General features: G+C 71.9%; 20 protein-coding genes and 1 pseudogene. 4 read left to right on the top strand and 17 right to left on the bottom strand.

Annotation, left to right across the window (positions count from 1 at the left end; all coding sequences use genetic code 11):
- From nuoK to MM440_RS07980, 13 genes and pseudogenes are all read right to left on the bottom strand, one after another.
- Entirely contained in the window at window positions 1-300 is a 300-nt protein-coding gene (nuoK, locus tag MM440_RS08040) for an NADH-quinone oxidoreductase subunit NuoK (protein ID WP_241443787.1), read from the bottom strand.
- The gene (locus tag MM440_RS08035; protein ID WP_241443786.1) at window positions 297-1,064 is read right to left on the bottom strand and encodes an NADH-quinone oxidoreductase subunit J; all 768 of its coding nucleotides are present in this window, start codon (window positions 1,062-1,064) and stop codon (window positions 297-299) included. Before MM440_RS08035 ends, nuoK begins: the two co-directional genes overlap by 4 nt.
- On the bottom strand, window positions 1,061-1,762 hold the full coding sequence (nuoI, locus tag MM440_RS08030) for an NADH-quinone oxidoreductase subunit NuoI (protein WP_284283402.1): 702 nt from the start codon (window positions 1,760-1,762) through the stop codon (window positions 1,061-1,063). Before nuoI ends, MM440_RS08035 begins: the two co-directional genes overlap by 4 nt.
- Window positions 1,755-3,170 carry an NADH-quinone oxidoreductase subunit NuoH gene (gene nuoH, locus MM440_RS08025; RefSeq protein ID WP_420914141.1) on the bottom strand — a complete coding sequence of 472 codons (1,416 nt, stop codon included), beginning with the start codon at window positions 3,168-3,170 and terminating at the stop codon, window positions 1,755-1,757. Before nuoH ends, nuoI begins: the two co-directional genes overlap by 8 nt.
- A complete protein-coding gene (locus MM440_RS08020; RefSeq protein WP_241443785.1) occupies window positions 3,167-5,662 on the bottom strand; it encodes an NADH-quinone oxidoreductase subunit G in 2,496 nt (831 codons plus the stop codon). The genes nuoH and MM440_RS08020 overlap by 4 nt, the downstream gene beginning before the upstream one ends.
- Before the next feature lie 22 nt (window positions 5,663-5,684).
- Window positions 5,685-6,974 (bottom strand): annotated as a pseudogene (gene nuoF, locus MM440_RS08015) (NADH-quinone oxidoreductase subunit NuoF); the annotation flags it as partial.
- Complete coding sequence (gene nuoE, locus MM440_RS08010) at window positions 6,971-7,978, bottom strand: NADH-quinone oxidoreductase subunit NuoE (protein WP_241443784.1); 1,008 nt, start codon at window positions 7,976-7,978, stop codon at window positions 6,971-6,973. The gene nuoE and the pseudogene nuoF, both read right to left, overlap by 4 nt.
- Complete coding sequence (locus tag MM440_RS08005) at window positions 7,978-9,321, bottom strand: NADH-quinone oxidoreductase subunit D (protein ID WP_241443783.1); 1,344 nt, start codon at window positions 9,319-9,321, stop codon at window positions 7,978-7,980. Before MM440_RS08005 ends, nuoE begins: the two co-directional genes overlap by 1 nt.
- Window positions 9,321-10,142 carry an NADH-quinone oxidoreductase subunit C gene (locus tag MM440_RS08000; RefSeq protein WP_241443782.1) on the bottom strand — a complete coding sequence of 274 codons (822 nt, stop codon included), beginning with the start codon at window positions 10,140-10,142 and terminating at the stop codon, window positions 9,321-9,323. The genes MM440_RS08005 and MM440_RS08000 overlap by 1 nt, the downstream gene beginning before the upstream one ends.
- Entirely contained in the window at window positions 10,139-10,693 is a 555-nt protein-coding gene (locus tag MM440_RS07995) for an NADH-quinone oxidoreductase subunit B (RefSeq protein WP_241443781.1), read from the bottom strand. The genes MM440_RS08000 and MM440_RS07995 overlap by 4 nt, the downstream gene beginning before the upstream one ends.
- A 2-nt stretch (window positions 10,694-10,695) precedes the next feature.
- On the bottom strand, window positions 10,696-11,061 hold the full coding sequence (locus MM440_RS07990; protein WP_277626398.1) for an NADH-quinone oxidoreductase subunit A: 366 nt from the start codon (window positions 11,059-11,061) through the stop codon (window positions 10,696-10,698).
- A gap of 60 nt (window positions 11,062-11,121) precedes the next feature.
- The gene (locus MM440_RS07985) at window positions 11,122-12,450 is read right to left on the bottom strand and encodes a geranylgeranyl reductase family protein (RefSeq protein ID WP_420914140.1); all 1,329 of its coding nucleotides are present in this window, start codon (window positions 12,448-12,450) and stop codon (window positions 11,122-11,124) included.
- Window positions 12,451-12,573: 123 nt separating this feature from the next.
- Complete coding sequence (locus MM440_RS07980) at window positions 12,574-13,296, bottom strand: demethylmenaquinone methyltransferase (protein ID WP_241443780.1); 723 nt, start codon at window positions 13,294-13,296, stop codon at window positions 12,574-12,576.
- Window positions 13,297-13,399: 103 nt separating this feature from the next.
- Here MM440_RS07980 and MM440_RS07975 point away from each other — a divergent pair, with 103 nt between their 5' ends.
- From MM440_RS07975 to MM440_RS07965, 3 genes are read left to right on the top strand one after another with little or no spacing between them, the layout of a single operon-like run.
- Window positions 13,400-14,542 (top strand): lipid II:glycine glycyltransferase FemX, encoded by a 1,143-nt coding sequence (locus MM440_RS07975; RefSeq protein WP_241443779.1) that lies wholly within the window; start codon window positions 13,400-13,402, stop codon window positions 14,540-14,542.
- Entirely contained in the window at window positions 14,539-15,582 is a 1,044-nt protein-coding gene (locus tag MM440_RS07970) for an alanine racemase (protein ID WP_241443778.1), read from the top strand. The genes MM440_RS07975 and MM440_RS07970 overlap by 4 nt, the downstream gene beginning before the upstream one ends.
- The gene (locus tag MM440_RS07965) at window positions 15,579-16,925 is read left to right on the top strand and encodes an isochorismate synthase (protein WP_420914139.1); all 1,347 of its coding nucleotides are present in this window, start codon (window positions 15,579-15,581) and stop codon (window positions 16,923-16,925) included. The genes MM440_RS07970 and MM440_RS07965 overlap by 4 nt, the downstream gene beginning before the upstream one ends.
- Here MM440_RS07965 and menD read toward each other — a convergent pair.
- From menD to MM440_RS07945, 4 genes are read right to left on the bottom strand one after another with little or no spacing between them, the layout of a single operon-like run.
- Entirely contained in the window at window positions 16,922-18,742 is a 1,821-nt protein-coding gene (menD, locus tag MM440_RS07960; RefSeq protein WP_241443777.1) for a 2-succinyl-5-enolpyruvyl-6-hydroxy-3-cyclohexene-1-carboxylate synthase, read from the bottom strand. The two genes, MM440_RS07965 and menD, sit on opposite strands and share 4 nt — an antisense overlap.
- 14 nt (window positions 18,743-18,756) lie before the next feature.
- A complete protein-coding gene (locus MM440_RS07955; protein WP_241443776.1) occupies window positions 18,757-19,767 on the bottom strand; it encodes an o-succinylbenzoate synthase in 1,011 nt (336 codons plus the stop codon).
- Entirely contained in the window at window positions 19,757-20,239 is a 483-nt protein-coding gene (locus MM440_RS07950; RefSeq protein ID WP_241443775.1) for an NUDIX hydrolase, read from the bottom strand. The genes MM440_RS07955 and MM440_RS07950 overlap by 11 nt, the downstream gene beginning before the upstream one ends.
- Before the next feature lie 48 nt (window positions 20,240-20,287).
- The gene (locus MM440_RS07945; RefSeq protein WP_241443774.1) at window positions 20,288-22,231 is read right to left on the bottom strand and encodes a cellulase family glycosylhydrolase; all 1,944 of its coding nucleotides are present in this window, start codon (window positions 22,229-22,231) and stop codon (window positions 20,288-20,290) included.
- Between the two features lie 83 nt (window positions 22,232-22,314).
- Between MM440_RS07945 and MM440_RS07940 the strand changes: the two genes are divergently transcribed.
- Window positions 22,315-23,295 carry a 1,4-dihydroxy-2-naphthoyl-CoA synthase gene (locus tag MM440_RS07940; protein ID WP_241443773.1) on the top strand — a complete coding sequence of 327 codons (981 nt, stop codon included), beginning with the start codon at window positions 22,315-22,317 and terminating at the stop codon, window positions 23,293-23,295.
- Window positions 23,296-23,565 lie beyond the last annotated feature (270 nt).

Here is a 23,565-nt window from a genome sequence, read left to right as displayed (position 1 = left end):
CTACAGCTTCAGCAGGTTCGCGTCGTCGACCGAGGCCGAGCGGCGGGCCCGGAAGATCGCCATGATGATCGCCAGGCCCACGACGACCTCGGCGGCCGCGACGATCATGACGAACAGCGCGATGGCCTGCCCGTCCAGGGAGCCGTGCATCCGGGCGAAGGTGACGAAGGCGAGGTTGGCGGCGTTGAGCATCAGCTCGACGCCCATGAAGACGATGATCGCGTTGCGGCGCACCAGCACGGTGACCGCGCCGAGCGAGAAGAGCACCACCGAGAGGTAGATGTAGTTCATCAGGCTCATCGGGCCCGACCCTCCTCGATCTCGTGGGTGATGGCTTCCTCGATCTCCTCGAACTGGCCGGGCTGGGCGACCTGGTTGCGGGCCTCGAGGACGGGCGAGACGGACAGCTCGCTCGGGGTGCCGTCCGGCAGCAGGGCCGGGGTGTCGACCGCGTTGTGCCGGGCGTAGACACCGGGGGCGGGCAGGCCGGCCGGGTAGTGGCCCTCGCGGAACCGCCGCTCGGAGTAGACCCGCTGGGTGACCTTGGGCACCAGGCGCTTCTTGTGGGCGAGCACCATGGCCGCCAGGGCCGCGGTGATGAGCAGCGCGGAGGTCAGCTCGAACACCCAGACGTAGGGCCCGAAGATGAGCTTGCCGAGCCCCTGAACGTTGCCGCCGGCGTTGGCCGCGTCGAGCCCGACGATCGCCGGGGTGCCGACCTGGCCGATGACCGCACACAGCAGGGCGCCGAGCCCGAGACCGAGCAGGATGCCGCCGACGCGGACGCCGCGGTGGGTCTCGACGGTCGAGTCGGCGGAGTCGACACCGATCATCATCAGCACGAAGAGGAACAGCATCATCACGGCGCCGGTGTAGACGAACACCTGCACGACGCCGAGGAAGTCGGCGTGCTGGGCGAGGTAGAGCACGCCCAGGTTGATCATGATGACGGCCATGCACATCGCCGCGTAGACCGCTCGGCGCGCGAAGATCAGGCCGAGGGCGGCCAGCACGCTGACCGTGCCGAGGACCCAGAAGACGACGGCCTCACCGGTGCCGGTCATGCCCGGGCTCCCTTCCGCTGCGCCGTCTGCTGCCGAGTGCGTGCGTCGGCCCGCTCGTCGGCCCGTGCGTCGGACTGCTCGTAGGCGTGCTCGTCGGCGTGCTCGTCGACCCAGGCGACCTGGTCGGGCGTCGCCCGCGAGACCCTGCCAAGGAAGTAGTCGCGCTCCTCCATGCCGGCCACCATCGGGTGCGGCGGCGCGAGCATGCCCTCCTGGACGGGGGCGAGCAGCTGGTCCTTGGTGAAGATCAGCGCACCCCGGGTGTGGTCGGCCAGCTCGTACTCGTTGGTCATCGTGAGCGCCCGGGTCGGGCAGGCCTCGATGCACAGCCCGCAGAAGATGCAGCGCAGGTAGTTGATCTGGTAGACGCGGCCGTAGCGCTCGCCGGGCGAGAACCGCCCGGTGCCGCCCAGCTCGCTCGGGGTGTCGTCGTTGTCGGCGCCCTCGACGAGGATCGCGTCGGCCGGGCAGGCCCAGGCGCACAGCTCGCAGCCGACGCACTTCTCGAGCCCGTCGGGGTGCCGGTTGAGCTGGTGGCGGCCGTGGAAGCGCGGCGCGGTCGGACGCTTGACCTCGGGGTACTCCTCGGTCTCGCGCTTGCGGAACATGGTCCGGAAGCTCACACCGAAGCCGGCGATGGGCGCGAACATGTCGGCGAAGAAGCCGCTCTGCTCGGTCGTGCTCTTGTCGTCAGCCACGGGTGTCCTCCTGCGATGACGTCGCGGACGTGCGGGCGATGGGCCGGCGGCCGGAGCCGGGCTCGACCAGGGTCTGGCCCGGCAGCGGCGGCACCGGGTGACCGCCGGCGAAGGGGTCTACGTCGGTCGGACGGTCCTGCGCGCGGGCCGCCTCGATGCGGTCCCGACGGCGCTCGTAGAGCGTGGCGGCGATCAGCGCGAGCACGAGCACCAGCCCCATGACGATGAGGACGGCCACGGGCAGCGCTCGTCCACCGAGGCCGATCGTCGCGCTACCGAGCCAGCCAAGCATGGCCGCCCGCACGAAGGCGACGATCATGACCCACAGCAGCGTGGCCGGGATGAGCATCTTCCACCCGAACGCCATGAACTGGTCGTAGCGCGTGCGGGGCAGGGTGCCGCGGACCCAGACGAAGAAAAACATGAACAGCCACAGCTTGATGGTGAACCAGAGCAGCCCCCACCAGCCGTGGTTGAGCATGCCGTCGTTGATCAGGGTGAGCGGCGGCGGGGCCTGCCAGCCGCCGAAGAACAAGGTGGTGGCGAGTGCCGACACGGTGAACATGTTGACGTACTCGCCAAGGAAGAACATGCCGAACTTCATGCCGGAGTACTCGGTGTGGTAGCCGCCGACGATCTCGCCCTCGCCCTCGGCGAGGTCGAACGGCAGGCGGTTGGTCTCACCGAACATGCAGATGACGAAGACGATGAAGGAGAAGAAGGCCGGCAGCACGAACCAGAGGCTGCGCTGGGCGGCGACGATCTCGGACGTCTGCATCGACCCGGCGTAGATGAACACCGCGACGAGCGACAGGCCCATGGCGATCTCGTAGGAGACCACCTGCGCCGTCGAGCGCAACCCACCGAGCAGCGGGTAGGTCGAGCCGGAGGACCAGCCGGCCAGCACGAACGAGTAGGCGGCGACCGAGGCGACCGCCAGCACCAGCAGCGCGCTGACCGGCACGTCGGTGATCTGCAGCGGCGTGCGGTGCCCGAACAGGTTGACCTCGCCGGCCATCGGGATGATCGCGAAGGAGATGAACGCCGTCGAGCCGGCGATGATCGGCGCGAGGTTGTACATGAACGCGTCGGCGTTCTTGGGCGTGAAGGTTTCCTTCCACACCAGCTTGAAGCCGTCGGCGAGGGTCTGGAAGACGCCGCCGGGGCCGAACCGGTTGGGGCCGGGGCGCTGCTGCATGAAGCCCACCACGCGCCGCTCGAACCAGATGACGATGACGACGCTGAGCATCAGGTAGACGAAGACGAACAGCGCCTTGACCAGCGTGAGCCACACGGGGGTGTCGCTGAAGTCGGCGCGGTAGGGGTCACCGGGCGGGAGGTCGGCCGCCGCCGTCAGACCTGAGGTCAACAACTGGCCGAGCCCGGCCACCGAGGCGATGAGGCTCACGAGGACTGCCCACCCTTCGTCACGGTCACCAGGGAGCCGTGGTCGGCGTCGAGGAGCGTGCGGACCCCCTGGCCCGCGCTCTTGGTCGGGACCCAGACGACGCCGTCGACCATCGCGGTCAGCTCCAGCGGCAGGGTCATCGACCCGACTGCGGTGGAGACGACGACGGTGTCACCAGGGGCGAGGCCGACGGCGTCGGCGCTCGCGGCGGACATCCGGGCGACGGCCGGACGGGCGGTGCCGGCGAGGTAGGGCTCGCCCTCCTGCAGCGCACCGTCGTCGATCAGCTGGCGCCAGGTGGCGAGCCGGAACCGGCCGGCCTTGAGGTCGATCGCCTGGCCGGACCGGTCGGCGTGCCCGTCGTGGGTGCTGGGGGTCGAGGAAGCCCGCGCGGACGTGCCGGCTGTGCCGCGCGCCCCCTGGTAGGGACCGACGCGGGTCATCTCGGCGTCGACCTGACGCACCGAGCGGGTGCCGAGGAACTCGCCCAGCTCGGAGGCCAGCAGGTCCAGGACCCGGTAGTCGCTCATCAGCTCGGAGTCGAGGGCCAGCTCGAAGGGGCGGATCCGGCCCTCCCAGTCGACGAACGCCCCGGCCTTCTCGGAGAACGACGCGACCGGCAGCACCACGTCGGCGATGCCGGCGATCGGCGACTCGTGCGTCTCGAGCGAGACCACGAACGCGCGCTCGAGCCCGGCGCGGGCGGTCCGCTGGTCGGGCAGGTCGGCGAGCTCGACGCCACCGACGACCAGCGCGGCGAGCTCACCGGAGGAGGCTGCGCGCAGCATGGCAGAGGTGTCGAGACCCGGCTCGGTCGGGAGCCGGTCGACCTGCCACAGCGCGGCCAGCTCGGCCGCGGTGGAGGCGTCGATCGGCCGGCCACCCGGGTAGACCGTGGGCAGCGCCCCGGTCTCGAGGGCCGCGCGCTCGCCGGCCCGGCGGGGCACCCAAGCGAGCCGGGCGCCGGTGGCCTGGGCGGCCTCTACCGCAGCCTGGAAGCCGCCGGGTGAGGAGACGAGCCGCTCCCCCACGAGGATGACGCCACCCTCCTTCAGGCCGGCGGCGGCCTGCTCGAAGTCACCGGTGCCGGCCGCGAGCCCGCGCAGCGCTGCGGCCTCCTCACCGGGCAGGCACGGCAGCACGGTGCCGCGCATCTTGGTGGTGCCGGCGGACGCGAACGGCGCGATGGCGTAGACCGTGGTGCCGCTCTTGCGGGCGGCCTTGCGCAGGCGCAGGAAGACGATGGGCGACTCGTCCTCGGGCTCGAAGCCGGCGAGGACGACCGTGCCGGCCTGCTCGAGGTCGGTGTAGGTGACGCCGCCGTAGCCGGGCGCCGTGGTGGCGACGTGCTCCGCGAGGAACGCGGCCTCCTCGGCCGAGTGCGGGCGGGCCCGGAAGTCCACCGAGTTGGTGTGCAGGACCGTGCGGGCGAACTTGGCGTAGGCGTAGGAGTCCTGCGCGCTCACCCGACCGCCCACGAGCACGCCGGCCCGACCGGCCGCTGCCTCGAGGCCGGCCGTGGCGGCCGCGAGGGCCTCGGGCCAGGACGCGACGACCAGCTCGCCGTCCTTGCGGACCAGCGGCATCCGCACGCGCGTGGGGGTGGTGGCGTACATGAAGGCCCAGCGGCCCTTGTCGCAGCTCCACTCCTCGTTGACCTCGGGGTCGTTTCCCGCGAGCCGGCGCAGCACGACGCCGCGGCGGTGGTCGGTGCGCAGCGAGCAGCCGGAGGCGCAGTGCTCGCAGGTGCTCGGGGTGGAGACCAGGTCGAACGGGCGCGACCGGAACCGGTAGGCGGCGCCGGTCAGCGCGCCCACCGGGCAGATCTGCACGGTGTTGCCGGAGAAGTAGGACTGGAACTCGGCGTGTTGGTAGATGCCGATCTGGGAGACCGCACCGCGCTCGGTGAGGGAGATGAACGGGTCGCCCGCGATCTGCTCGGAGAAGCGGGTGCACCGCTGGCAGAGGATGCAGCGCTCGCGGTCGAGCAGCACCTCGGTCGAGATGTTGACCGGCTTGGCGTAGGTGCGCTTGACGTCGGTGAAGCGGGTCGCGACCCGGCCGTTGGACATCGCCTGGTTCTGCAGCGGGCACTCGCCGCCCTTGTCGCACACCGGGCAGTCGAGCGGGTGGTTGATGAGCAGCAGCTCCATGACGCCGTGCTGGGCCTTGTCGGCGACGGCCGAGCTCTGCTGGGTCTTGACGTGCATGCCGGGGCCGACGGCCATGGCGCAGGCCGGCTGCGGCTTGGGCATCCAGGACAGCGAGCCGTCCTTGCCGGGCATGGCGACCTCGACCAGGCACTGGCGGCAGGCGCCGACCGGGTCCAGCAGCGGGTGGTCGCAGAACCGCGGCACCTGGATGCCGATCTGCTCGGCCGCGCGGATGATCATGGTGCCCTTGGGCACCTTGACGACCACCCCGTCGATGGTGACCTCGACGAGGTCGGCGGCCGAGGGGGCCTTGCTGGTGGCGTTGGTGGTCGCGGTCATCGGGCCACGCTCTCCTTCGCGAAACGGTCGATGCCTGCGGCGGGAAGGCCACGTGCCAGGGGGTGTGCATCCCGGTCTCGAACTCCTCCCGGAAGTGGGTGATGCCCGACAGGATCGGGCTCGTCGCCGCGTCGCCGAGGGCGCAGAAGGAGCGGCCGGCGATGTTGCTGCAGATGTCCTGGAGCTTCTCGATGTCGCCCTCCTGGCCGACGCCGGCCTCCAGCCGCTCCATGATCTGGCCGAGCCACCAGGTGCCCTCACGGCACGGCGTGCACTTGCCGCAGGACTCGTGCCGGTAGAAGTCGGTCCAGCGCGAGATAGCCCGCACCACCGAGACGGTCTCGTCGAAGACCTGCAGCGCGCGGGTGCCGAGCATCGAGCCGGCCGCGGCGACCGAGTCGAAGTCGAGCGGCACGTCGAGGTGCTCCTCGGTGAAGATCGGCGTGGACGAGCCACCCGGGGTCCAGAACTTCAGCCGGTGCCCGGGGCGGATGCCGCCGCACATCTCGATCAGCTCACGCATGGTGATGCCGAACGGCGCCTCGAACTGGCCTGGGCTCACGACGTGACCCGACACCGAGAAGATGCCGTGACCGGCGGACTTCTCGGTGCCCATGTCCTTGAACCACTCCGGGCCCTTGAGCAGGATGTAGGGCACCGACGCGATCGACTCGACGTTGTTGACCGAGGTCGGCCGCGCGTAGAGACCGGCGGCACCGGGGAACGGCGGCTTCAGCCGGGGCTGGCCGCGACGGCCCTCGAGCGAGTCGAGCAGCGCGGTCTCCTCGCCACAGATGTAGGCGCCCGCGCCCGCGTGGACGATGATGTCGATCTTCTTGCCGGTGCCGAGGACGTCGTCGCCGAGGTAACCGGCGGCCTTCGCCTCCTCGACCGCGTGCAGCAGTCGGCGGTAGACGTGCACGACCTCGCCGCGCAGGTAGATGAATCCGGTGTCGCCACCGATCGCGAGGGTCGCGATGGCGAGCCCCTCGATCAGGTGGTGCGGCGCCGCCATCATCAGCGGCACGTCCTTGCAGGTGCCCGGCTCGGACTCGTCGGCGTTGACGACGATGTAGCGCGGCCCCCCGTCGGGCGGGGCCATGAAGGACCACTTCATGCCGGTGGGGAAACCCGCACCGCCGCGGCCGCGGATGTTGGACTCCTTGACCTGGGTGATGATGTCGCCCGGGTCCATGGTCAGCGCCTTGCGCAGCGCCTGGTAGCCCTCGGCGTGCTCTTCGTACGTCGCCAGGCTCCACGAGTGCGGCAGGCCCCACGTGCGGGTGAGGACCGGGGTCAGCTGGGTGCTCACTGGGGGTTCCCCTTCTGCGCGTCGTCGGCGGCGGTGCCGGGCTCGGCGTCCGGCACCTCGTCGGCCGAGGCCGGCCCGCCGGCGGGCGCCTCGGCGGACGAGTGCTTCTCGCCGGGGCCGGGGTGGGCCTCGCCGCCCGCGCCGGACCGCTCGGTGGTGCCGGCCTGCTCGTCGCTCTCCTGGGTGGTCCCGTCGGTCGCGCTCTGGTCCCAGCCCTGCTCGCGGGCGATCCCGAGGCCGAGCAGCGACGGCGCGCCGGCGCTCGGGCCCTGGTCGGCGAGGCCGTCGGTGAAGCCGGCGAGGACGCGGGACATCTCGGTGAACGTCGTCAGCCGGTCCGGACCGCGGGTGGGACGCACCGGCCGGCCCGCGCGCAGGTCGTCGACCAGCACCTTCGCCGACTCCGGCGTCATGTTGTCGAAGAACTCCCAGTTGGCCATCACCACGGGCGCGTAGTCGCACGCGGCGTTGCACTCGATCCGCTCGAGGGTGATGACGCCGTCCTCGGTGGTCTCGTCGTGCCCCACGTCGAGGTGCTCGGACAGCTCGTCCCAGATCTGGTCGCCGCCCATGATGGCGCACAGCGTGTTGGTGCAGACCCCGACGAGGTAGCGCCCGTTGGGGTGGCGCTTGTACTGCGTGTAGAACGTCGCCACGCCGGCCGCCTCGGCGGTGGAGACCTGCGCGAACTCGGCGGCGAGCTCGAGCCCGCGGGTCGTGACGTAGCCGTCGTAGCTCTGCACCAGGTGCAGCAGCGGCAGCAGCGCCGACCGGGCCTGCGGGTAGCGCCCGGCGACCTGGGCGGCCTCGCGGCGCAGCCGGGCCAGGGTCGCGTCGTCGTAGCCCTCGACCTCGACCTGCTCCTGGGTGCCGTAGTTGGGCGCGTCGAAGCCGTGCGGGTGGAACTGGTAGACCTCGGCCTGCGCCGACGCCGGACCGGCGGGGTCCGTGGTGCCGGCGTGCCGGACCGACTGGGTCTGCTGGCTCTGCTGGGTCTGCGACATCAGCGGTCCACCCCTCCGAGGACGGGGTCGACCGAGGCGACCGCGACGATGACATCCGCGACCTGGGCGCCCTCGCACATGGCGGCGACGGTCTGCAGGTTGTTGAAGCCCGGGTCCCGGAAGTGGGCCCGGTGCGGGCGGGTGCCGCCGGTCGACACCAGGTGACAGCCCAGCTCGCCCTTGGGCGACTCGACCACGGAGTAGACCTGGCCCGGAGGCACGCGGAAGCCCTCGGTCACCAGCTTGAAGTGGTGGATGAGCGACTCCATCGACTCGCCCATGATCTCGCGGATGTGGTCGAGGCTGTTGCCCATGCCGTCGCCGCCGATCGCGAGCTGCGCCGGCCAGGCGATCTTCTTGTCCTCGACCATGACCGGGCCGGGATTGCGCTCGAGCCGCTCCATGCACTGCTCGACGATCTTGATGGACTCCCACATCTCGGCGAACCGCACGGCGAGGCGGCCGTAGGCGTCGCAGGTGTCGCGCACCGGCACCTCGAAGTCGTAGGTCTCGTAGCCGAAGTAGGGGTCTACCTTGCGCAGGTCGTGCGGCAGGCCGGTGGCCTTGAGCATCGGGCCGGTGACGCCGAGCGCCATGCAGCCGGTCAGGTCGAGGTAGCCGACGTCGACCATGCGCCCCTTGAGGACGGGGTTCTCCAGGATCAGCGCCTCGAGCTCGCGGATGCCGCGCTTGAGCAGCGGCAGCTCCTCCTTGAGCAGGTCGATGGTGCCGGGCGGGATGTCCTGCGCGACGCCGCCGGGGCGGAAGTACGCGTGGTTCATGCGCAGACCGGTGACCAGCTCGAAGACCCGCAGGGTGCGCTCGCGCTCGCGGAAGCCGAACTCCATGACCGTCGTCGCGCCGAGCTCCATGCCGCCGGTGCCGGTGCAGACCAGGTGCGAGCCGATCCGGTTGAGCTCCATCATCATCACGCGGATGACGTTGGCCCGGTCGGGGATCTGGTCGGTGATGCCGAGCAGCTGCTCGACGCCGCGGACGTAGGCCGCCTCGTTGAACAGCGGCGTGAGGTAGTCCATCCGGGTGCAGAAGGTCACGCCCTGGGTCCAGGTGCGGAACTCCATGTTCTTCTCGATGCCGGTGTGCAGGTAGCCGATGCCGACGCGGGCGTCGTGCACGGTCTCGGCGTCCAGCTCGAGGATGAGCCGCAGCACGCCGTGCGTGGACGGGTGCTGAGGGCCCATGTTGACGACGATGCGCTCGTCGGAGTGCTCGACCGCCTCGCGGGCGATGTCGTCCCAGTCGCCGCCGACCGAGTCGAGGACGTAGCCCTCCTCGGCGTCGCCGGCACCACGGGTGGCCTGGTAGTGGGTGCTCGTGCTCATCAGTTGTACGACCTCCGCTCGTCCGGCGGCGGGATGGAGGCACCCTTGTACTCCACGGGCACCCCGCCGAGGGGGTAGTCCTTGCGCTGGGGGTGGCCCGGCCAGTCGTCGGGCATCATGATCCGCGTGAGCGCCGGGTGGTCGTCGAAGACCACGCCGAAGAAGTCCCACGTCTCGCGCTCGTGCCAGTTGGCGCCGGGGTAGGTCGCGGTGACGGAGGGCACGTGCGGGTCGGCGTCCGGGACGCTCACCTCGAGGCGCACCCGGCGCCCCGCGTGCGTGAGCGACAGCAGGTGGTAGACCACGTGCAGCTCGCGGTCGGTCTCGCTCGGGTAGTGCACGCCCGAGACGCTGACGCACTGCTCGAAGCGCAGCTTGGGGTGGTCGCGCAGCGCCTGCGCGACCACCGGCAGATGCTCGCGGCGCACGTGGAAGGTCAGCTCGCCATGGTGCACGACCGTCTGCTCGACGGCCTCCTGGAACGACGCGCTGGTGCCGACCAGGGCCTGCTCGAGCTGGTCGGCGACGTGGTCGAAGTACGACCCGTAGGGCCGCTCGGCCTGACCGGGGAACAGGATCGGCGAGACCAGGCCGCCGTAGCCCGAGGTGTCGCCGCTGCCCGCGATGCCGAACATGCCGTGCCGGGTGCCGACGACGGTCGGGTCGCCGGTGACCGGGCGAGCCTCGAGCGCGTTGTCGGAGGGATCTCCGGCGGCGGTGGTGCCGCTGCTGACCGGCGTGTCACCGCTGCTGGGTGCGTCCTTGCCGGTCGGGATGTCCTGGTGCGGAGGGACGTCCTTGGCGGGCGGGTTGTCGCTCATGCCAGCAGCCCCTTCTGCAGCTCGAGCGGGGTGGCCGTCATCGCGGCCTGCTCGGCGGCGCGGGCGGCTTCCTCGCGGTTGACGCCCTGCGGGGAGTTCTTGACGTACTCGTGCAGGGTGAGGATGGCGTGGAAGAGCATCTCGGGGCGGGGCGGACACCCGGGCAGGTAGACGTCGACGGGCACGATGTGGTCGACGCCCTGGACGATCGCGTAGTTGTTGAACATGCCGCCGGAGGAGGCGCACACGCCCATCGAGATGCACCACTTGGGCTCGGGCATCTGGTCCCACACCTGGCGCACGACGGGCGCGAACTTCTGGCTGCAGCGGCCGGCGACGATCATCAGGTCGGCCTGGCGCGGGGTCGCCGAGAAGCGCTCCATGCCGTAGCGGGCGATGTCGAAGTCGGGGCCGCCGGAGGCCATCATCTCGATCGCGCAGCAGGCCAGCCCGAAGGTGGCAGGCCACATCGAGCGGTGCAGCATCTGACCCGCGACCTTCTCCAGCGTGGTCAGCGCGATCCCGGCCGGGATCTTGTCCTCGACACCCATGGTCAGTCCCACTCCAATCCGCCGCGGCGCCACACGTAGGCGTAGGCGATGAACACTGCGATCACGAACAGCACCATCTCGATCAGCGCGAACAGCCCCAGCTGGTCGAACGCGACCGCGAAGGGGAACAGGAAGATCGACTCGACGTCGAAGACGATGAACAGCATGGCCGTGACGTAGTACTTGACCGGCACGCGACCGCCGCCGGCGGCCTGGGGGCTGGGCTCGATGCCGCACTCGTAGGAGTCCAGCTTGGCCCGGTTGTAACGGGTCGGCCCGATCTTCGCGAAGACGAGCACGGACGTGGCCGCGAAGCCGATGCCGAGCACGAACAGGAAGAGGATCGGCACATACGGATTGATGCTCATCCCGTCACGCACCCCTTTCGGTCGGTATTCCTCGTCGTCATCCTAGGGTCACAGCTCTCGTCATGCCGCAGGGGCCACCTTGCTGAGGGCCTTCACGAGCCGGTCACCCGCGGTGCGGCCGTGCGGATCGGCCAGGTTGGCCATCACCTTGAGCAGCAGCCGCATGAGCGTCCGGCGGGGCAGGCCGTACTTCACCGCGAGGCGCATGACCTCGGGCTTCCCGATCAGGTAGGCGAATCCGCGGCCCAGCGTGAAGTAGCCGCCGAGCGAGGCCTTCATCACCTGCTCGTAGGAGCGCAGCACCCGCTCGCGATCCGGCCCCTCGGGGCGGGCGAGCGCCTGCACGATGATCTCGGCGGCGTGTCGCCCGGACTCCATCGCGTAGTCGATGCCCTCGCCGTTGAACGGGTTGACCATGCCGCCGGCGTCGCCGACGAGCAGCAGGCCGTCGGCGTAGAGCGGCTGGCGGTTGAACGCCATCGGCAGCGCCGCGCCGCGGATCTCGCCGACCCGGGTCTGCTCGCTGATCCCCCACTCCGGCGGCAGCGTCGCCACCCAGCGCCGCATGATGTCCTTGTAGTCCACGTGGCCGAAGGCCGGGGAGGTGTCCAGCATGCCGAGGCCCACGTTGACGCGGCCGTCGCCGAGCGGGAACAGCCAGCCGTAGCCCGGGAGAAGGATCTTCTTGGTCGCCGGGTCCGCCATCGCCGCGGGGTCGACGGTCGGGTCCTCCGGCACCCACAGCTCCAGCCACGACTCCATGTAGTCGTCGGCGCTGCGCAGCTCGGACTCGTAGTAGGCGCGCACGGCCACCCCCATCGGGCGGTCCTCGCGCTTCTCGCGGCCGGTGCGGATGCCCATCCGGCTCGAGACGCCGTCGGCGGCGATGACCACCGGGGCGCGGAACTCCTCGACGGCGCCGGTCGCGCGGCCGTCCTCACCCAGCACCTTGGCCGTGACGCCGACGACCCGACCGTCCTCGAGGATCGGACCGGTCACGGAGCGCCGCTCGAGCAAGGTGGCCCCACGGTCTACGGCGTGGCGGGCGAGGGTCTCGTCCAGGCGCATCCGGTCCCGGACGTAGCCGTGGTCGGGGAAGGCCGCACTGCCCGGCCAGTCGAGCTCGAAGGTCTGCCCGGCACCGACGATGCGCAGCCCCTTGTTGCGCGCCCAGCCCTGCGTCTGCGGCGCGGCGAGGCCGAGCGCCACCAGCTCGCGGCAGGCGCGAGGGGTCAGCCCGTCTCCACAGATCTTGTCGCGGGGGAACGCGGCCTTCTCGAGCAGGAGGACGTCGACGCCGGCCTGCGCCAGGTGGGCGGCGGCGGCCGCGCCGCCGGGACCTGCACCGACCACGATCACGTCAGCCGTCGAGGGCATGGTCGTGGTCACTGCTCGCGCTCCGTCCTTGGCTGTCGTGGGCTGTGCTGGGCTGTCGCCGTCGGGTCCGGGCTGGGCCGTCGAGCTCGCCCGTGAGTCTAGGAGGCCACCTGGTGCCTGTCGTGTTAGGTGGACCTAACGGGGCTTCACGCCGTGGTGGATGGCCGCGATGCCACCGGTGAGGCTGCGCCAGCGGACCTCGCTCCAGCCCGCCTCGCGCACCTTCTCGGCGAGCGCCCGCTGGTCCGGCCAGGCGCGGATCGACTCGGCGAGGTAGACGTAGGAGTCCGGGCTCGAGGACACCCGGCGGGCCACGGCGGGCAGCGCGCGCATGATGTATTCGGTGTAGACCCGCCGGGCCAGCGCGTTGGTCGGCTGGGAGAACTCCAGCACCACGAGCCGGCCACCGGGCCGGGTCACCCGCCAGAACTCGCGCAGGGCGGCGGGGTAGGCCGCGACGTTGCGCAGGCCGTACGACATGCTCACCGCGTCGAACGAGTCGTCCGCGAACGGCAGCGCGGTGGCGTCGGCCGCCGTGAACGCGAGGTCCGGGCGACGCTGACGGCCCTCCCGCAGCATGCCGAGCGAGAAGTCCGCGGGCACCACGTCGACGCCCGCGTCGGCCATCGGCTCGCTGCTGAAGCCGGTGCCGGCCGCGATGTCGAGCACCCGCTCGCCGCGCTGGGCGTCGACCGCCGCGACCGTCGCCGTGCGCCAGCGCCGGTGGTAGCCGGCCGTCATGGCGTCGTTGGTCAGGTCGTACTTGCGGGCCACCCCGTCGAACATCGCGGCGATCTCGCGCGGCGCCTTCTCCAGGGTCGGCCGGGTGCGGGCCGCGCTGTCGGTCCTGTCGCTCATGGGCCCATCCTGCCCCATCGCCGGCGGCTGTCGGCGACCCCCGGATCGACCGCGGGCCGGTGCTAGCCTGTGGTGTCCGGGCCCGACGACATGGACGAGGCACATGACCAACGCCCTACGGATCGTCTCCGTCTCCCCTTCCGATCTCGACCTGGGAGTCGCCGCGCGCAGCGGAAGCTTCCTGCAGCTGTCCTCCTGGGGACGGCTGAAGAGCGAGTGGTCCAGCGAGCGCATCGCGTGGATCGACGAGGCCGGGGAGCAGCAGGGCGTCGGCCTGATCCTGCACCGTCGCCTCCCGCGGATCGGGCGCTCGCTCGCCTACCTGCCCGAGGGGCCGGTGCTCCCCTACGACCAGGTGGCCCTCGACCCCGGCCGCTGGTTCGACCCGCTCGCCGCCCACGCCAAGGCGCAGGGCGCCTTCGCGCTCCGGGTGGGCTGCCCGAGCACCGCCCGCTCGTGGACCCCCGCGACCGTGAAGGCGGGGCTCGCCGACGACAGTGCCGGATCGCTCTACGACCTGCCGCCGGACAGCGTCGACCCGGCCGGCAGCGCGCTGATCCGCTGGCTGACGGCGCACGGCTACCAGCGCGCCGACGGTGGTGCCGGCTTCGCCGCCGGCCAGCCCCGGCTCACCGCCGGGCTCGATCTCACCGGGCAGGACGAGGTGTCCCTGCTCAAGGACATGAACCAGCAGTGGCGGCGCAACATCAAGGCCGCCGACAAGGCCGGCGTCACCGTGCGCACGGCCACCCCCGAGACGATGGCCGCCGACCTCGAGGCGTGGCACCGCTGCTACGTCGAGACCGCCGAGCGCGACGGCTTCACCCCGCGGCCCGCGAGCTACTTCCGCACCATGGTCGACGCCATCGGCGCCGAGGGCTCCCCAGCCCGGCTCGACCTCAACCTCGCGGAGGTCGACGGCGAGCTGCTCGCCGCCTCGATCTGCGTCACCCTGGCCGACCGCTGCTGGTACCTCTACGGCGCGTCGACGTCGGCCCGCCGCGAGGCCCGCGGCGCCAACGCCGTGCAGTGGTACGGCATGCGTCGGGCGCTCGCCGAGGGCTGCACGGTCTACGACATGCGCGGGATCACCGCCGACATCGCTGCGGACAACCCGCTCGCCGGGCTGGTGCGCTTCAAGCAGTCCGCCGGCTGCGCCGTCCACGAGCGCGTCGGCGAGTGGGACCTGCCGCTCAACCGGCTGCTGCACCGCGCGTTCCTCACCTACCTGCGGAGGCGCGGGTGACCTTCCGGCTCGTCATCGACCTGCCCCGCTGGCAGGCGCACCTGGACCGCTACCTCGCCGACCACCCGTGGGTGGTGCCGGTGGTCAAGGGCGACGGCTACGGCATCGGCGCCCAGCGCGTGCTGGAGCAGTGCGCGCGGGTCCGGGCGCCGCTGGTCGCCGTCGGCACCGTGGCCGAGGCGCGCGAGGCGCTGCTCGTCGTCCCCGGTGAGGTGATGGTGCTGTTCCCGGTCATCTCGGCCGCGGACCACGGCGAGCTGACTGACCCGCGGGTCGTGCGCACCGTCGCGGGCGAGGAGATCCTGCGGGCCGTCGCCGACGACGCAGGCCCCTGGGGCGAGCAGCGCTACGTCGTCGAGGTCGACTCCCCGATGGGGCGGCACGGGATCGAGTGGCCGCGCCTGCCCGAGCTGCGCACCGCGCTCGAGAACCCACGCTGCCAGGGGCTGACCCTGCACAACCCGCCGTTCGGCGACCGCGTCGGCTTCGTCGAGTCGCTGCTGCAGCGGCTGCGCGACGCGTCGATCACCGTCCCGCGGATCTACGCCTCGCACCTGACGAGCGACGAGGTGGGGCGGCTCAGCAGCCTCGCCGGCAGCACCGAGATCCTGGTGCGCACGGGCACCGACCTGTGGCTCGGAGACCTCGCCGCGCTGCAGGCCTACGGCACCGTCATCGACGTCCACCCGGTGCACAAGGGCCAGCCGATCGGCTACTCCCAGCGCAAGACTCGCGCCGACGGCTACCTCGCCGTCGTGAGCGGCGGCACCGCGCACGGCGTCGGCATCGAGACCGCTCGGCCCCGCATGACCCCGCGCCTCGCCGCTCGACGGGCAGCCCGCACCGTCGCCTCCGCGGTCGGTGCCGCCCCGTCGCCATTCCGCCTCGACGGTCGACGCCTCAGCTACGCCGACGTGCCGCACATGCAGGTCTCGATGGTGCACGTGCCGTCCGCCGACGCCGTCCGGCCCGGAGACGAGCTGCCCTGCGACATCCGGATCACGGTGACGCGCTTCGACGAGGTCGACGTCCGCTCGTGAGCCTGCCGGACCTGTCCACGACGTCGCACCGCACCTCGGCCCCCGCCCTGGTGTCGGTGACCACGCCGATCGACGACCCGGGTGACCTGCTCGCCCTGCTGCCGGCCGGTCTGCCTGCCGCACAGGTGTTTTCGTGGGTCCGCCGCGGCGAGGGCATGGTCGGCTGGGGGCACGCAGCGTCGTGCGACACCAGCGGCGACCGTCGCTTCCGCGACGCCCAGGACTGGTGGCGCGAGGTCTGCCTGACCGCCACGGTCGAGGACGACGTCGCCCTGCCGGGCACCGGCCTGGTGGGCTTCGGCTCGATGGCGTACTCCCCCCGCTCCCCCGCCGGCGGCCGGCTCGTCGTCCCCGCCGTGATCGTCGGCCGACGCGACGGGCGCGCCTGGCTCACCCGCGTGCGCCGCACCGGTCAGCCGTTCGCTGCCCCGGTGGGTGGTGGCGGTGCGAGCGTGACGCCGCTGGGCGCGGGGGTCGCGGGCGCCGCGGGGACGGCGGGCGCCGCGCCGGTCGCGCCGCGCGACCTGCGCTTCTCGGACGGGGCGATGTCCGGGCCCGACTACATGGGTGCGGTCGCCGCGGCCGTGCAGCGGATCGCGGCCGGCGAGCTCGACAAGGTGGTGCTCGCCCGGGACGTCGTCGCGACGGGTGCTTCGGCGCTGGATCCCCGCTGGCTGCTGCGCCGGCTCGCCGACGGCTACCCCAACACCTGGGTCTTCAGCGTCGACCGGCTGCTCGGAGCCACCCCTGAGATGCTCGTGCGCCTCGAGAAGCACCTGGTCACCTCCCGGGTGCTCGCCGGCACCATCCGCCGCACCGGCGACGACGACAAGGACCTGGCGCTCGCGGGGTCGCTCGCCCGCTCCTCGAAGGACCTCGAGGAGCACGAGTACGCCGTGGCGTCGGTCGCGGAAGCCCTTGCGCCGCACTGCAGCTCGATCAACGTCCCCGAGTCGCCGTTCGTGCTGCACCTGCCCAACGTGATGCACCTCGCGACCGACGTCGCCGGTGTCCTGTCGGCCCAGTCGACGTCGCTCGCGCTCGCCGAGGCGCTCCACCCCTCCGCCGCCGTCTGCGGCACCCCGAAGATCGCGGCCGACGAGCTGATCGCCGAGCTGGAGCACATGGACCGGGGCCGCTACGCCGGGCCGGTCGGGTGGCTGAGCGCCGACGGCGACGGCGAGTGGGGCATCGGCCTGCGCAGCGGCGCTATCAGCCCCACCAACCCCGCGCAGATCACCCTCTATGCCGGGTGCGGCATCGTCGCCGGGTCGGACCCCGAGGCCGAGCTCAGCGAGTCGGACGCCAAGCTGGTGCCGATGCGAGACTCGTTGGGGTCCTAGGCGTCTCGCTGATCCACTCGCTGCAAGTCCAGTCGCTGCAGGGCGCGGGTCGCGAGGTCGACGAGCTCGTCCCGCACCGCACGATGCCGGGTCCGATCCACCGGCACCTCCACCACTCGTAGACCGTGCGGCGGCTCCGCCAGGGCCCCCTCCAGGTCGGCGGCGGTCGCCGCCACCTCGTGCCGGACGCCGTGGGCGGCACACACCTGGCCGATCGACGTGCCCGTGGGCGTGCCGAAGACGCGCTCGAACTGCGTTGCGCGCGAAGGCTCCCCGTATTCGAGCGTGCTGAAGATGCCACCGCCGTCGTCGTTGACCACAACGATCGTCAGATCGGGGACGGGCTCGCCGGGGCCGATCAGCAGGCCGTTGGCGTCGTGAAGGAAGGTCAGGTCCCCCACGAGCGCGTGCAACGGGCGACCCACGGCCAGTGCGAGACCGACGGCCGTCGAGACGCAGCCGTCGATGCCCGCCAGGCCGCGGCTCGCGATGACCTCGGCGTGCGAGCGCGGCGACATGGCGAGGTCGACGTCGCGGATCGCGTTGGACGACCCGACGAACAGGTGGGTCACCGCCGGGTGCTCGAGGAGGGTGGTCGCGACGGCGAGTCCCGTTGTCTGGTGGGGGGACTCGTGGTCCGCGTTGCTGCGGACGGCGTCGTCGAGGACCCGGCCCGCGTTCCGCCAGCGCTCGGTCCAGGCCCGGTCCGGCGCCGACCGATCGGTCGTCTCGAGCGCGCGCAGAGCGGCCAGCCCCCAGACCCGGCTGGCGCGCTTGCCCGGATCGGCCCACTGCGGGGTCTCGGTGACGACCTCGACCCGGTCTACGGCAGCGAGCAGGCGAGCGACGGCACGGGACAACGTGACTCGTCCGACGACCAGCACCCGCTCGGGCAGGTTCGCCGGGTCCGACCACCACGGGGTCGACAGCAGCAGCGGCCCGTGCGGGACGACGAGCGCCCGGTCCGGCGCGCCGTAGGGCTCGGCCAGGCACGGCCAGCCCTGCATCTCGGCGAGCCGCACGACGTGGGCAGTCGCACCAGGCGTGGCCAGGTCGCCGACGACCACCGCCGTGCGAGGCTCGTCCGCCACGGGGAGGTCGGGGGGTGCGACGGCGACCCAGGGTCGGCCGTCGGGCCGACCGGCGAACGTCCCTGTGGCCCAGGCGTCCTCGCTGTCGTGGAGGGTCTCGAGGTCGGGAGCGAGCGGGTCACGCAGCGGCACGTTCAGGTGCGCCGGACCGGGCGTGGCGGCCGGCACGCCGCGACACGCAGCCACCGCCCGAGACACGGTCGAGCGCCAGTAGGCGTTGGCCGCTCGGGACGCCGCCTCGGACGTCGTGTCGGCCGCCGGGGACGCCGCGGACGCGGCCGACGCCGGTGGCGCCCCCACGTCGGCCTCGGGCGCGCCGAGATCCACCTCATACCTCACGGCACCCGCAAACAGGCCGGGCTGCACGGTGGTCTGGTTGGCGCCGGTGCCACGCAGCTCCGGCGGGCGGTCGCACGAGATCACGAGCAGCGGCACGTTGGCGTGGTGCGCCTCGAGGACGGCGGGGTGGAGGTTGGCGACGGCCGTGCCGGACGTGGTGATCACGGGGGTCGGCGTGCCGGACCCCTTGGCCAGGCCGAGCGCCAAGAACCCGGCCGACCGCTCGTCGACGCGCACGTGCAGCCGCAGCCGGCCGTGGCGGTCCGCCTCCTGCACGGCATAGGCGAACGGCGCCGAGCGCGACCCCGGGCACAGCACGACGTCGGTGACACCGTGCCGGACGAGCTCGTCCACCACGACGCTCGCGAGGGCCTGGGAGGGGTGCATGGGCCGATTGTCCCTCAGCCGACCAGCGCGGCGTGGGCGTCTCGCAACCGCCGGTGCCACCAGGCCACCCGGTCGGATGTCGCGGCCCAGCGCTCGACCAGCTCCCGATCCACCGCGACGGGCCCGACCGGGAGCGCGCCGGAGCGTGGCTGCAGCGACGGGGCGGCCACGTCCCCCGTCAGCAGGGCCACGGTGCCGAGGCCGCAGGCGTGGTCCAGCCGCGGCAGGCCGGCGGCGAGCGCCACCCCGGCCGCGATACCGACGGACGTGTCGAGGGCGGACGAGACGACCGCCGGCAGCCCGCACTGCTCGACGATGCGCAGGGCTGCGCGCACGCCACCGAGCGGGGCGACCTTGACCACCACCAGGTCGGCCGCCCCCAACCGGGCGACGCGCAGCGGGTCGGACGCCTTGCGGATCGACTCGTCCGCCGCGATCGGGACGTCGATCCCGTTGCGCGCCAAGGTGATCCGCAGCTCGGCGAGCTCCTCCACCGTGGCGCAGGGCTGCTCGGCGTACTCCAGGTCGTAGCGGCGCAGCGCGTCGATGGCGGCCCTGGCGTCACCGACCGACCAGCCGCCGTTCGCGTCGACGCGCACGCGTGCGCCGCGACCCGCGACGCGGCGCACCTCGGCCACCCGGGCCAGGTCGTCGCGGAGCGTCTGCCCGTGCTCGGCGACCTTGACCTTCACGGTGCCGCAGCCGTCGTAGCGCGCGAGCACCTCGGCCACCCGCTCGGGCCCGACCGCAGGGACGGTCGCGTTGACGGCGATCGAGTCCCGTTGCGGCTCAGGCCATCCGGTGAAGGCGGCCTCGAGGGCACCGGCGAGCCAACGGCTCGCCTCGGCTGGCGGGTACTCGAGGAAGGGGGCGAACTCGCCCCAACCGCACGGCCCTTCGATCAGCAGGGCCTCGCGACGGTCTACCCCTCGGAAGCGGACAGCGAGCGGGATCGACACGACCCGGGACCGCTCGACCAGCTCGTCGATCGCCGGGAGGTGCTCCGTCGGGCCGTCAGTGACCAAGTCGGCACTCCGGCTCGTCCGCCACCGCGCAGATGATCCGCGACCTGAACGACGCACGCAGCGGCGGCATCTCGTAGACCGAGAACCACCGGGCAGCCAGCGTCTCGTCCCCGTCCCGACGCGGCTCGCCACCCACGGCACGCATCCGGAAGGTGTGGTCGAGATACTGCGCCTGGTCGCCGTTCGGGTGCTGCTCGAGCGGGCCGGACGACACCCAGACGAGGCGCTCGACCTCGGCCACCACGCCGGCCTCCTCCAGCACCTCGCGCTCGGCCGAGACGTGCGCCTCCTCACCCGGCTCGATGATGCCGGTGACCGGGCCCCACTCCCCCGTGTCCGAGCGCTGCACCAGCAGCACCTCGAGGTCCGACTCGGGCTGCCCACGCAGCACGACGGCGGTCACCCCCGCCAGCCAGAGCGGGGCGTGGCCGACATGACGGCGCAGCGCGACGACGAACGGCGGGATCGGCATGTCGTCACCCTACGCCGCTGCTCTCGCGAGCCCCGGCCCGCGGACGCGTCACGGGTGGCCGAGCCGCCACATGATCTGGCCGGCGCCGGACAGGTTCGTGCCGACCGACGAGCCGCTGTAGAACGCGGAGCCGTCGGCCTTGAGGCTGTACTTGTCGTTGTGCGTGCCGTTCCACCAGAGGATCCCGACGCCCTTGCCCGGGTTGACCGCGAACACCTGGTCGGCACCGGCCTTGTTGGCGTAGTACGAGCCGGCGGTGGTGGACGAGTCGTAGGTGTAGCCGAACTCGCCTGACACCAGCGGGATCCCGTTGGACCGGACCGTGTCGACGTACGCGCCGTAGCTGCTCAACGAGGTGTAGCGGTCGTAGGCGCCGTAGTTGTGCTGGTCGAGCGCGACGTTGCCGTAGCGCGCGGCGAGCAGCGGCGCCATCGAGGGCTGGTAGGCGTAGCGCGACCCGGCGAAGTAGGGCGCGATCGAGCCGAGGTCCTGCCCCCAGGCCGGCGCCGTCACGAGCACGATGTTGTTGGCGCCCTGCCCACGGATCGCCTTGACCATCCGATCGTTGACCTCGAGCCAGCCCTCGTTGAGATAGGACGGCTCGTTGAGGATGTTGAACCAGACCCGGCTGTTCCCCTTGTAGCGGGCCGCCATGTCTACCCATGACTGTTGGATCTGAGCCAGATTCGTCGCCTCGCGCGGCCCGTTGGGGGTGTCGTGCGCATCGATCATGACGACCATGCCGGCGTCGGTGTACTCCTTGACCACCTGGTCCATCTCGGCGAGCAGCGCGGGGTAGCCGTGCTGGGCCCGGTAGGACCTGCCGATCTCGTCGGTGGTGAGCAGGAGCGCGCGGATCGAGTTCCACCCCCAGGCCTTCGCGTGGGCGGCGTGCCCGAACGCGACCCCGTTCGAGTTCCACGCCGACCAGGTGCCGAGGCTCGCGCCGAGCGGCACGAAGGGCTTGCCCGCGGGGTCGACGATCACGCTCCCCTGGACGTGGTACGCGCCCGTGGCCGTCAGCGCCGCCGTGGTCGGCTGCGTCACGGTCCCGGCCGTCACCAGCGCACTCGCGGCCCCCTGGGTGCCGACCGCCGCCACGGCGTAGGTGTGGCGGCTGCCGAGCGCGAGTCCCTTGTCCACGTAGGCCTGCTCGCTGGTCGTCGCCACCAGCGCGCCGTCGCGATAGACCCGGTAGCTGCGGGCGTCGACGTCGAGTCCCCACGACACGAGGGCCGTCGTCGGCGAGGTCGCCCTGGCCAGCAGGCCCTTCGGCAGGGTTGGGGCTGCGAGCGGCAGCGTCGCTGCGGGGTTGATGACCTCCAGCCCCGCCAGCTGCACGTTGCCGGTCGTCGCGAGGAAACCTACGTCGGCGGTGCCGTCGGCCCGCGCCTTGATCGTGAGGTCCTTGGTCACCGCGATGTTGGCGCCGCCGGCGAGCGCGAACGTGTCCACGCCGTAGGCCGCGTTGGCGTCGTTCACGCTGATCGCGAAGACGTTCTGCCCGCGGGCGGTCGAGCGGTCGTCCACGAGGTGCAGCCGCACGACGTAGGTCGCGCCCGGGTGCAGGTGGCACAGCAGGTAGGAGAACGAGGAGCCGAACCGCACGTTCTGGTAGACCGTGCTCGGCACTCCCGGGACACGGCTCAGGTCCTTCGTGGCGTACGAGCCGTCCGCCTCCCCCGACGTGTAGGCGTCGTCCGCCGACCACGAGCCCGTCGGCGCCTCCGCACCCGCGTCGATCGACTGCAGCACGACCGGCCCGGTCGCGGGCGTCGGCGTGGGTGTCGGCGAGGTGGTCGAGGCGGAGGGCGTCGGCACGAAGCGCGCACCGGGCGGCGGGGCGGGTGCTCGCGTCGCCGTCGAGGTGGGCCCCGGCGTCGGACCGGGCGCCGCGTCCGCTGCGGCGAGGGCACCCAGGCCCGTGCCGCCGAGCACCGAGCAGGTGACGAGGGAGCCGACCCGGACATATCGCCTGAACAACCTCTTCATGACGACATTGTTACTCATAGTGATGTTTAGTGACAGAAAGTTGCCGATTCTCCGGCGGCGAGCAGCTGTCCTACCCTGGGGCGGTGAGCGCACTGGAGCACGTGAGCGAGACCTTCGACCCGACCGAGTGGGAGCCCGTGGCCGGCTTCGAGCTCACCGACATCACCTACCACCGGCGGGTCGGCGCCTCCGGTCCGGGCGCCGCCGCCGCGAACGGCGTGGTGCGCATCGCGTTCGACCGCCCCGAGGTGCTCAACGCGTTCCGACCGCACACCGTCGACGAGCTCTACCGGGTCCTGGACCACGCCCGCATGTCTCCCGACGTGGGGGTCGTGCTGCTCACCGGCAACGGACCCACGCCGCGCACCGGCCAGTCCGCGACGACCGGGGGCTGGGCCTTCTGCACCGGCGGTGACCAGCGGATCCGCGGCCGCAGCGGCTACCAGTACGCCAAGGAGGGTGCCGACGAGACGGCCGCCGGCGTCGACGAGGCGCGGGTGAAGGCCCAGGGCGGGCGGCTGCACATCCTCGAGGTGCAGCGCCTCATCCGCACCATGCCCAAGGTCGTCATCGCCGTGGTCAACGGCTGGGCGGCCGGCGGTGGGCACAGCCTGCACGTCGTCTGCGACCTCACCATCGCCTCGCGGGAGCACGCCCGGTTCAAGCAGACCGACGCCGACGTGGGTTCGTTCGACGCGGGCTACGGGTCGGCCTACCTCGCCAAGCAGGTGGGCCAGAAGTTCGCCCGTGAGATCTTCTTCCTCGGCCGGGCCTACACCGCCGAGGACATGCACCGGATGGGCGCCGTCAACATCGTGGCCGACCATGCCGACCTCGAACGCGAGGCGCTGCAGGTGGCGACCGAGATCATGGGCAAGTCGCCGCAGGCCCAGCGGATGCTGAAGTTCGCGTTCAACCTCACCGACGACGGCCTGATGGGCCAGCAGGTCTTCGCCGGCGAGGCCACCCGGCTCGCCTACATGACCGACGAGGCCGTCGAGGGCCGCGACTCCTTCCTGCAGAAGCGCGACCCCGACTGGTCGCCCTTCCCCTGGTACTTCTAAGTTCGTGTGTTGCGCAGGTCAGACGGGGTGTAGGGCTGGGAGGTCCGCGTCTGGTCCCGCAACAGGTCCGCTAGAAATCAACGAAACCCACGAACTGCCGATCGAGATCGGGCCACGGGCTACGGCCACATCCGCTTGATGGAGCCATCCCGGTAGACGTGCCGAACGCGCCCGAGACCTCGTCGATCTCCAGCTACTCGTCGACGGCGGCCCTCTCGACCTCCGTCAGGCGCGTGCAACCTGCGTTCGTCTCTTCGACTACCGGCGCCA

Origin of the sequence: Arsenicicoccus piscis, assembly GCF_022568835.1 — a bacterium.
Lineage (GTDB): Bacteria > Actinomycetota > Actinomycetes > Actinomycetales > Dermatophilaceae > Arsenicicoccus > Arsenicicoccus piscis.
Note: the sequence above shows the minus strand (reverse complement) of the source record. Positions and strands in the feature narration are given on the sequence as shown.

What these genes read in the sequence shown, in the direction of transcription:
- MM440_RS08020 (WP_241443785.1), bottom strand. Translation starts at nt 5,662, where the DNA reads ATGACCGCGACCACCAACGCCACCAGCAAGGCCCCCTCGGCCGCCGAC.
- nuoK (WP_241443787.1), bottom strand. Translation starts at nt 300, where the DNA reads ATGAGCCTGATGAACTACATCTACCTCTCGGTGGTGCTCTTCTCGCTC.
- MM440_RS07945 (WP_241443774.1), bottom strand. Translation starts at nt 22,231, where the DNA reads ATGAAGAGGTTGTTCAGGCGATATGTCCGGGTCGGCTCCCTCGTCACC.
- MM440_RS07975 (WP_241443779.1), top strand. Translation starts at nt 13,400, where the DNA reads ATGACCAACGCCCTACGGATCGTCTCCGTCTCCCCTTCCGATCTCGAC.
- MM440_RS07995 (WP_241443781.1), bottom strand. Translation starts at nt 10,693, where the DNA reads ATGGGTGTCGAGGACAAGATCCCGGCCGGGATCGCGCTGACCACGCTG.
- MM440_RS08005 (WP_241443783.1), bottom strand. Translation starts at nt 9,321, where the DNA reads ATGAGCACGAGCACCCACTACCAGGCCACCCGTGGTGCCGGCGACGCC.
- menD (WP_241443777.1), bottom strand. Translation starts at nt 18,742, where the DNA reads ATGCACCCCTCCCAGGCCCTCGCGAGCGTCGTGGTGGACGAGCTCGTC.
- MM440_RS08000 (WP_241443782.1), bottom strand. Translation starts at nt 10,142, where the DNA reads ATGAGCGACAACCCGCCCGCCAAGGACGTCCCTCCGCACCAGGACATC.
- nuoE (WP_241443784.1), bottom strand. Translation starts at nt 7,978, where the DNA reads ATGTCGCAGACCCAGCAGAGCCAGCAGACCCAGTCGGTCCGGCACGCC.
- MM440_RS07990 (WP_277626398.1), bottom strand. Translation starts at nt 11,061, where the DNA reads ATGAGCATCAATCCGTATGTGCCGATCCTCTTCCTGTTCGTGCTCGGC.
- MM440_RS07980 (WP_241443780.1), bottom strand. Translation starts at nt 13,296, where the DNA reads ATGAGCGACAGGACCGACAGCGCGGCCCGCACCCGGCCGACCCTGGAG.
- MM440_RS07950 (WP_241443775.1), bottom strand. Translation starts at nt 20,239, where the DNA reads ATGCCGATCCCGCCGTTCGTCGTCGCGCTGCGCCGTCATGTCGGCCAC.
- MM440_RS08035 (WP_241443786.1), bottom strand. Translation starts at nt 1,064, where the DNA reads ATGACCGGCACCGGTGAGGCCGTCGTCTTCTGGGTCCTCGGCACGGTC.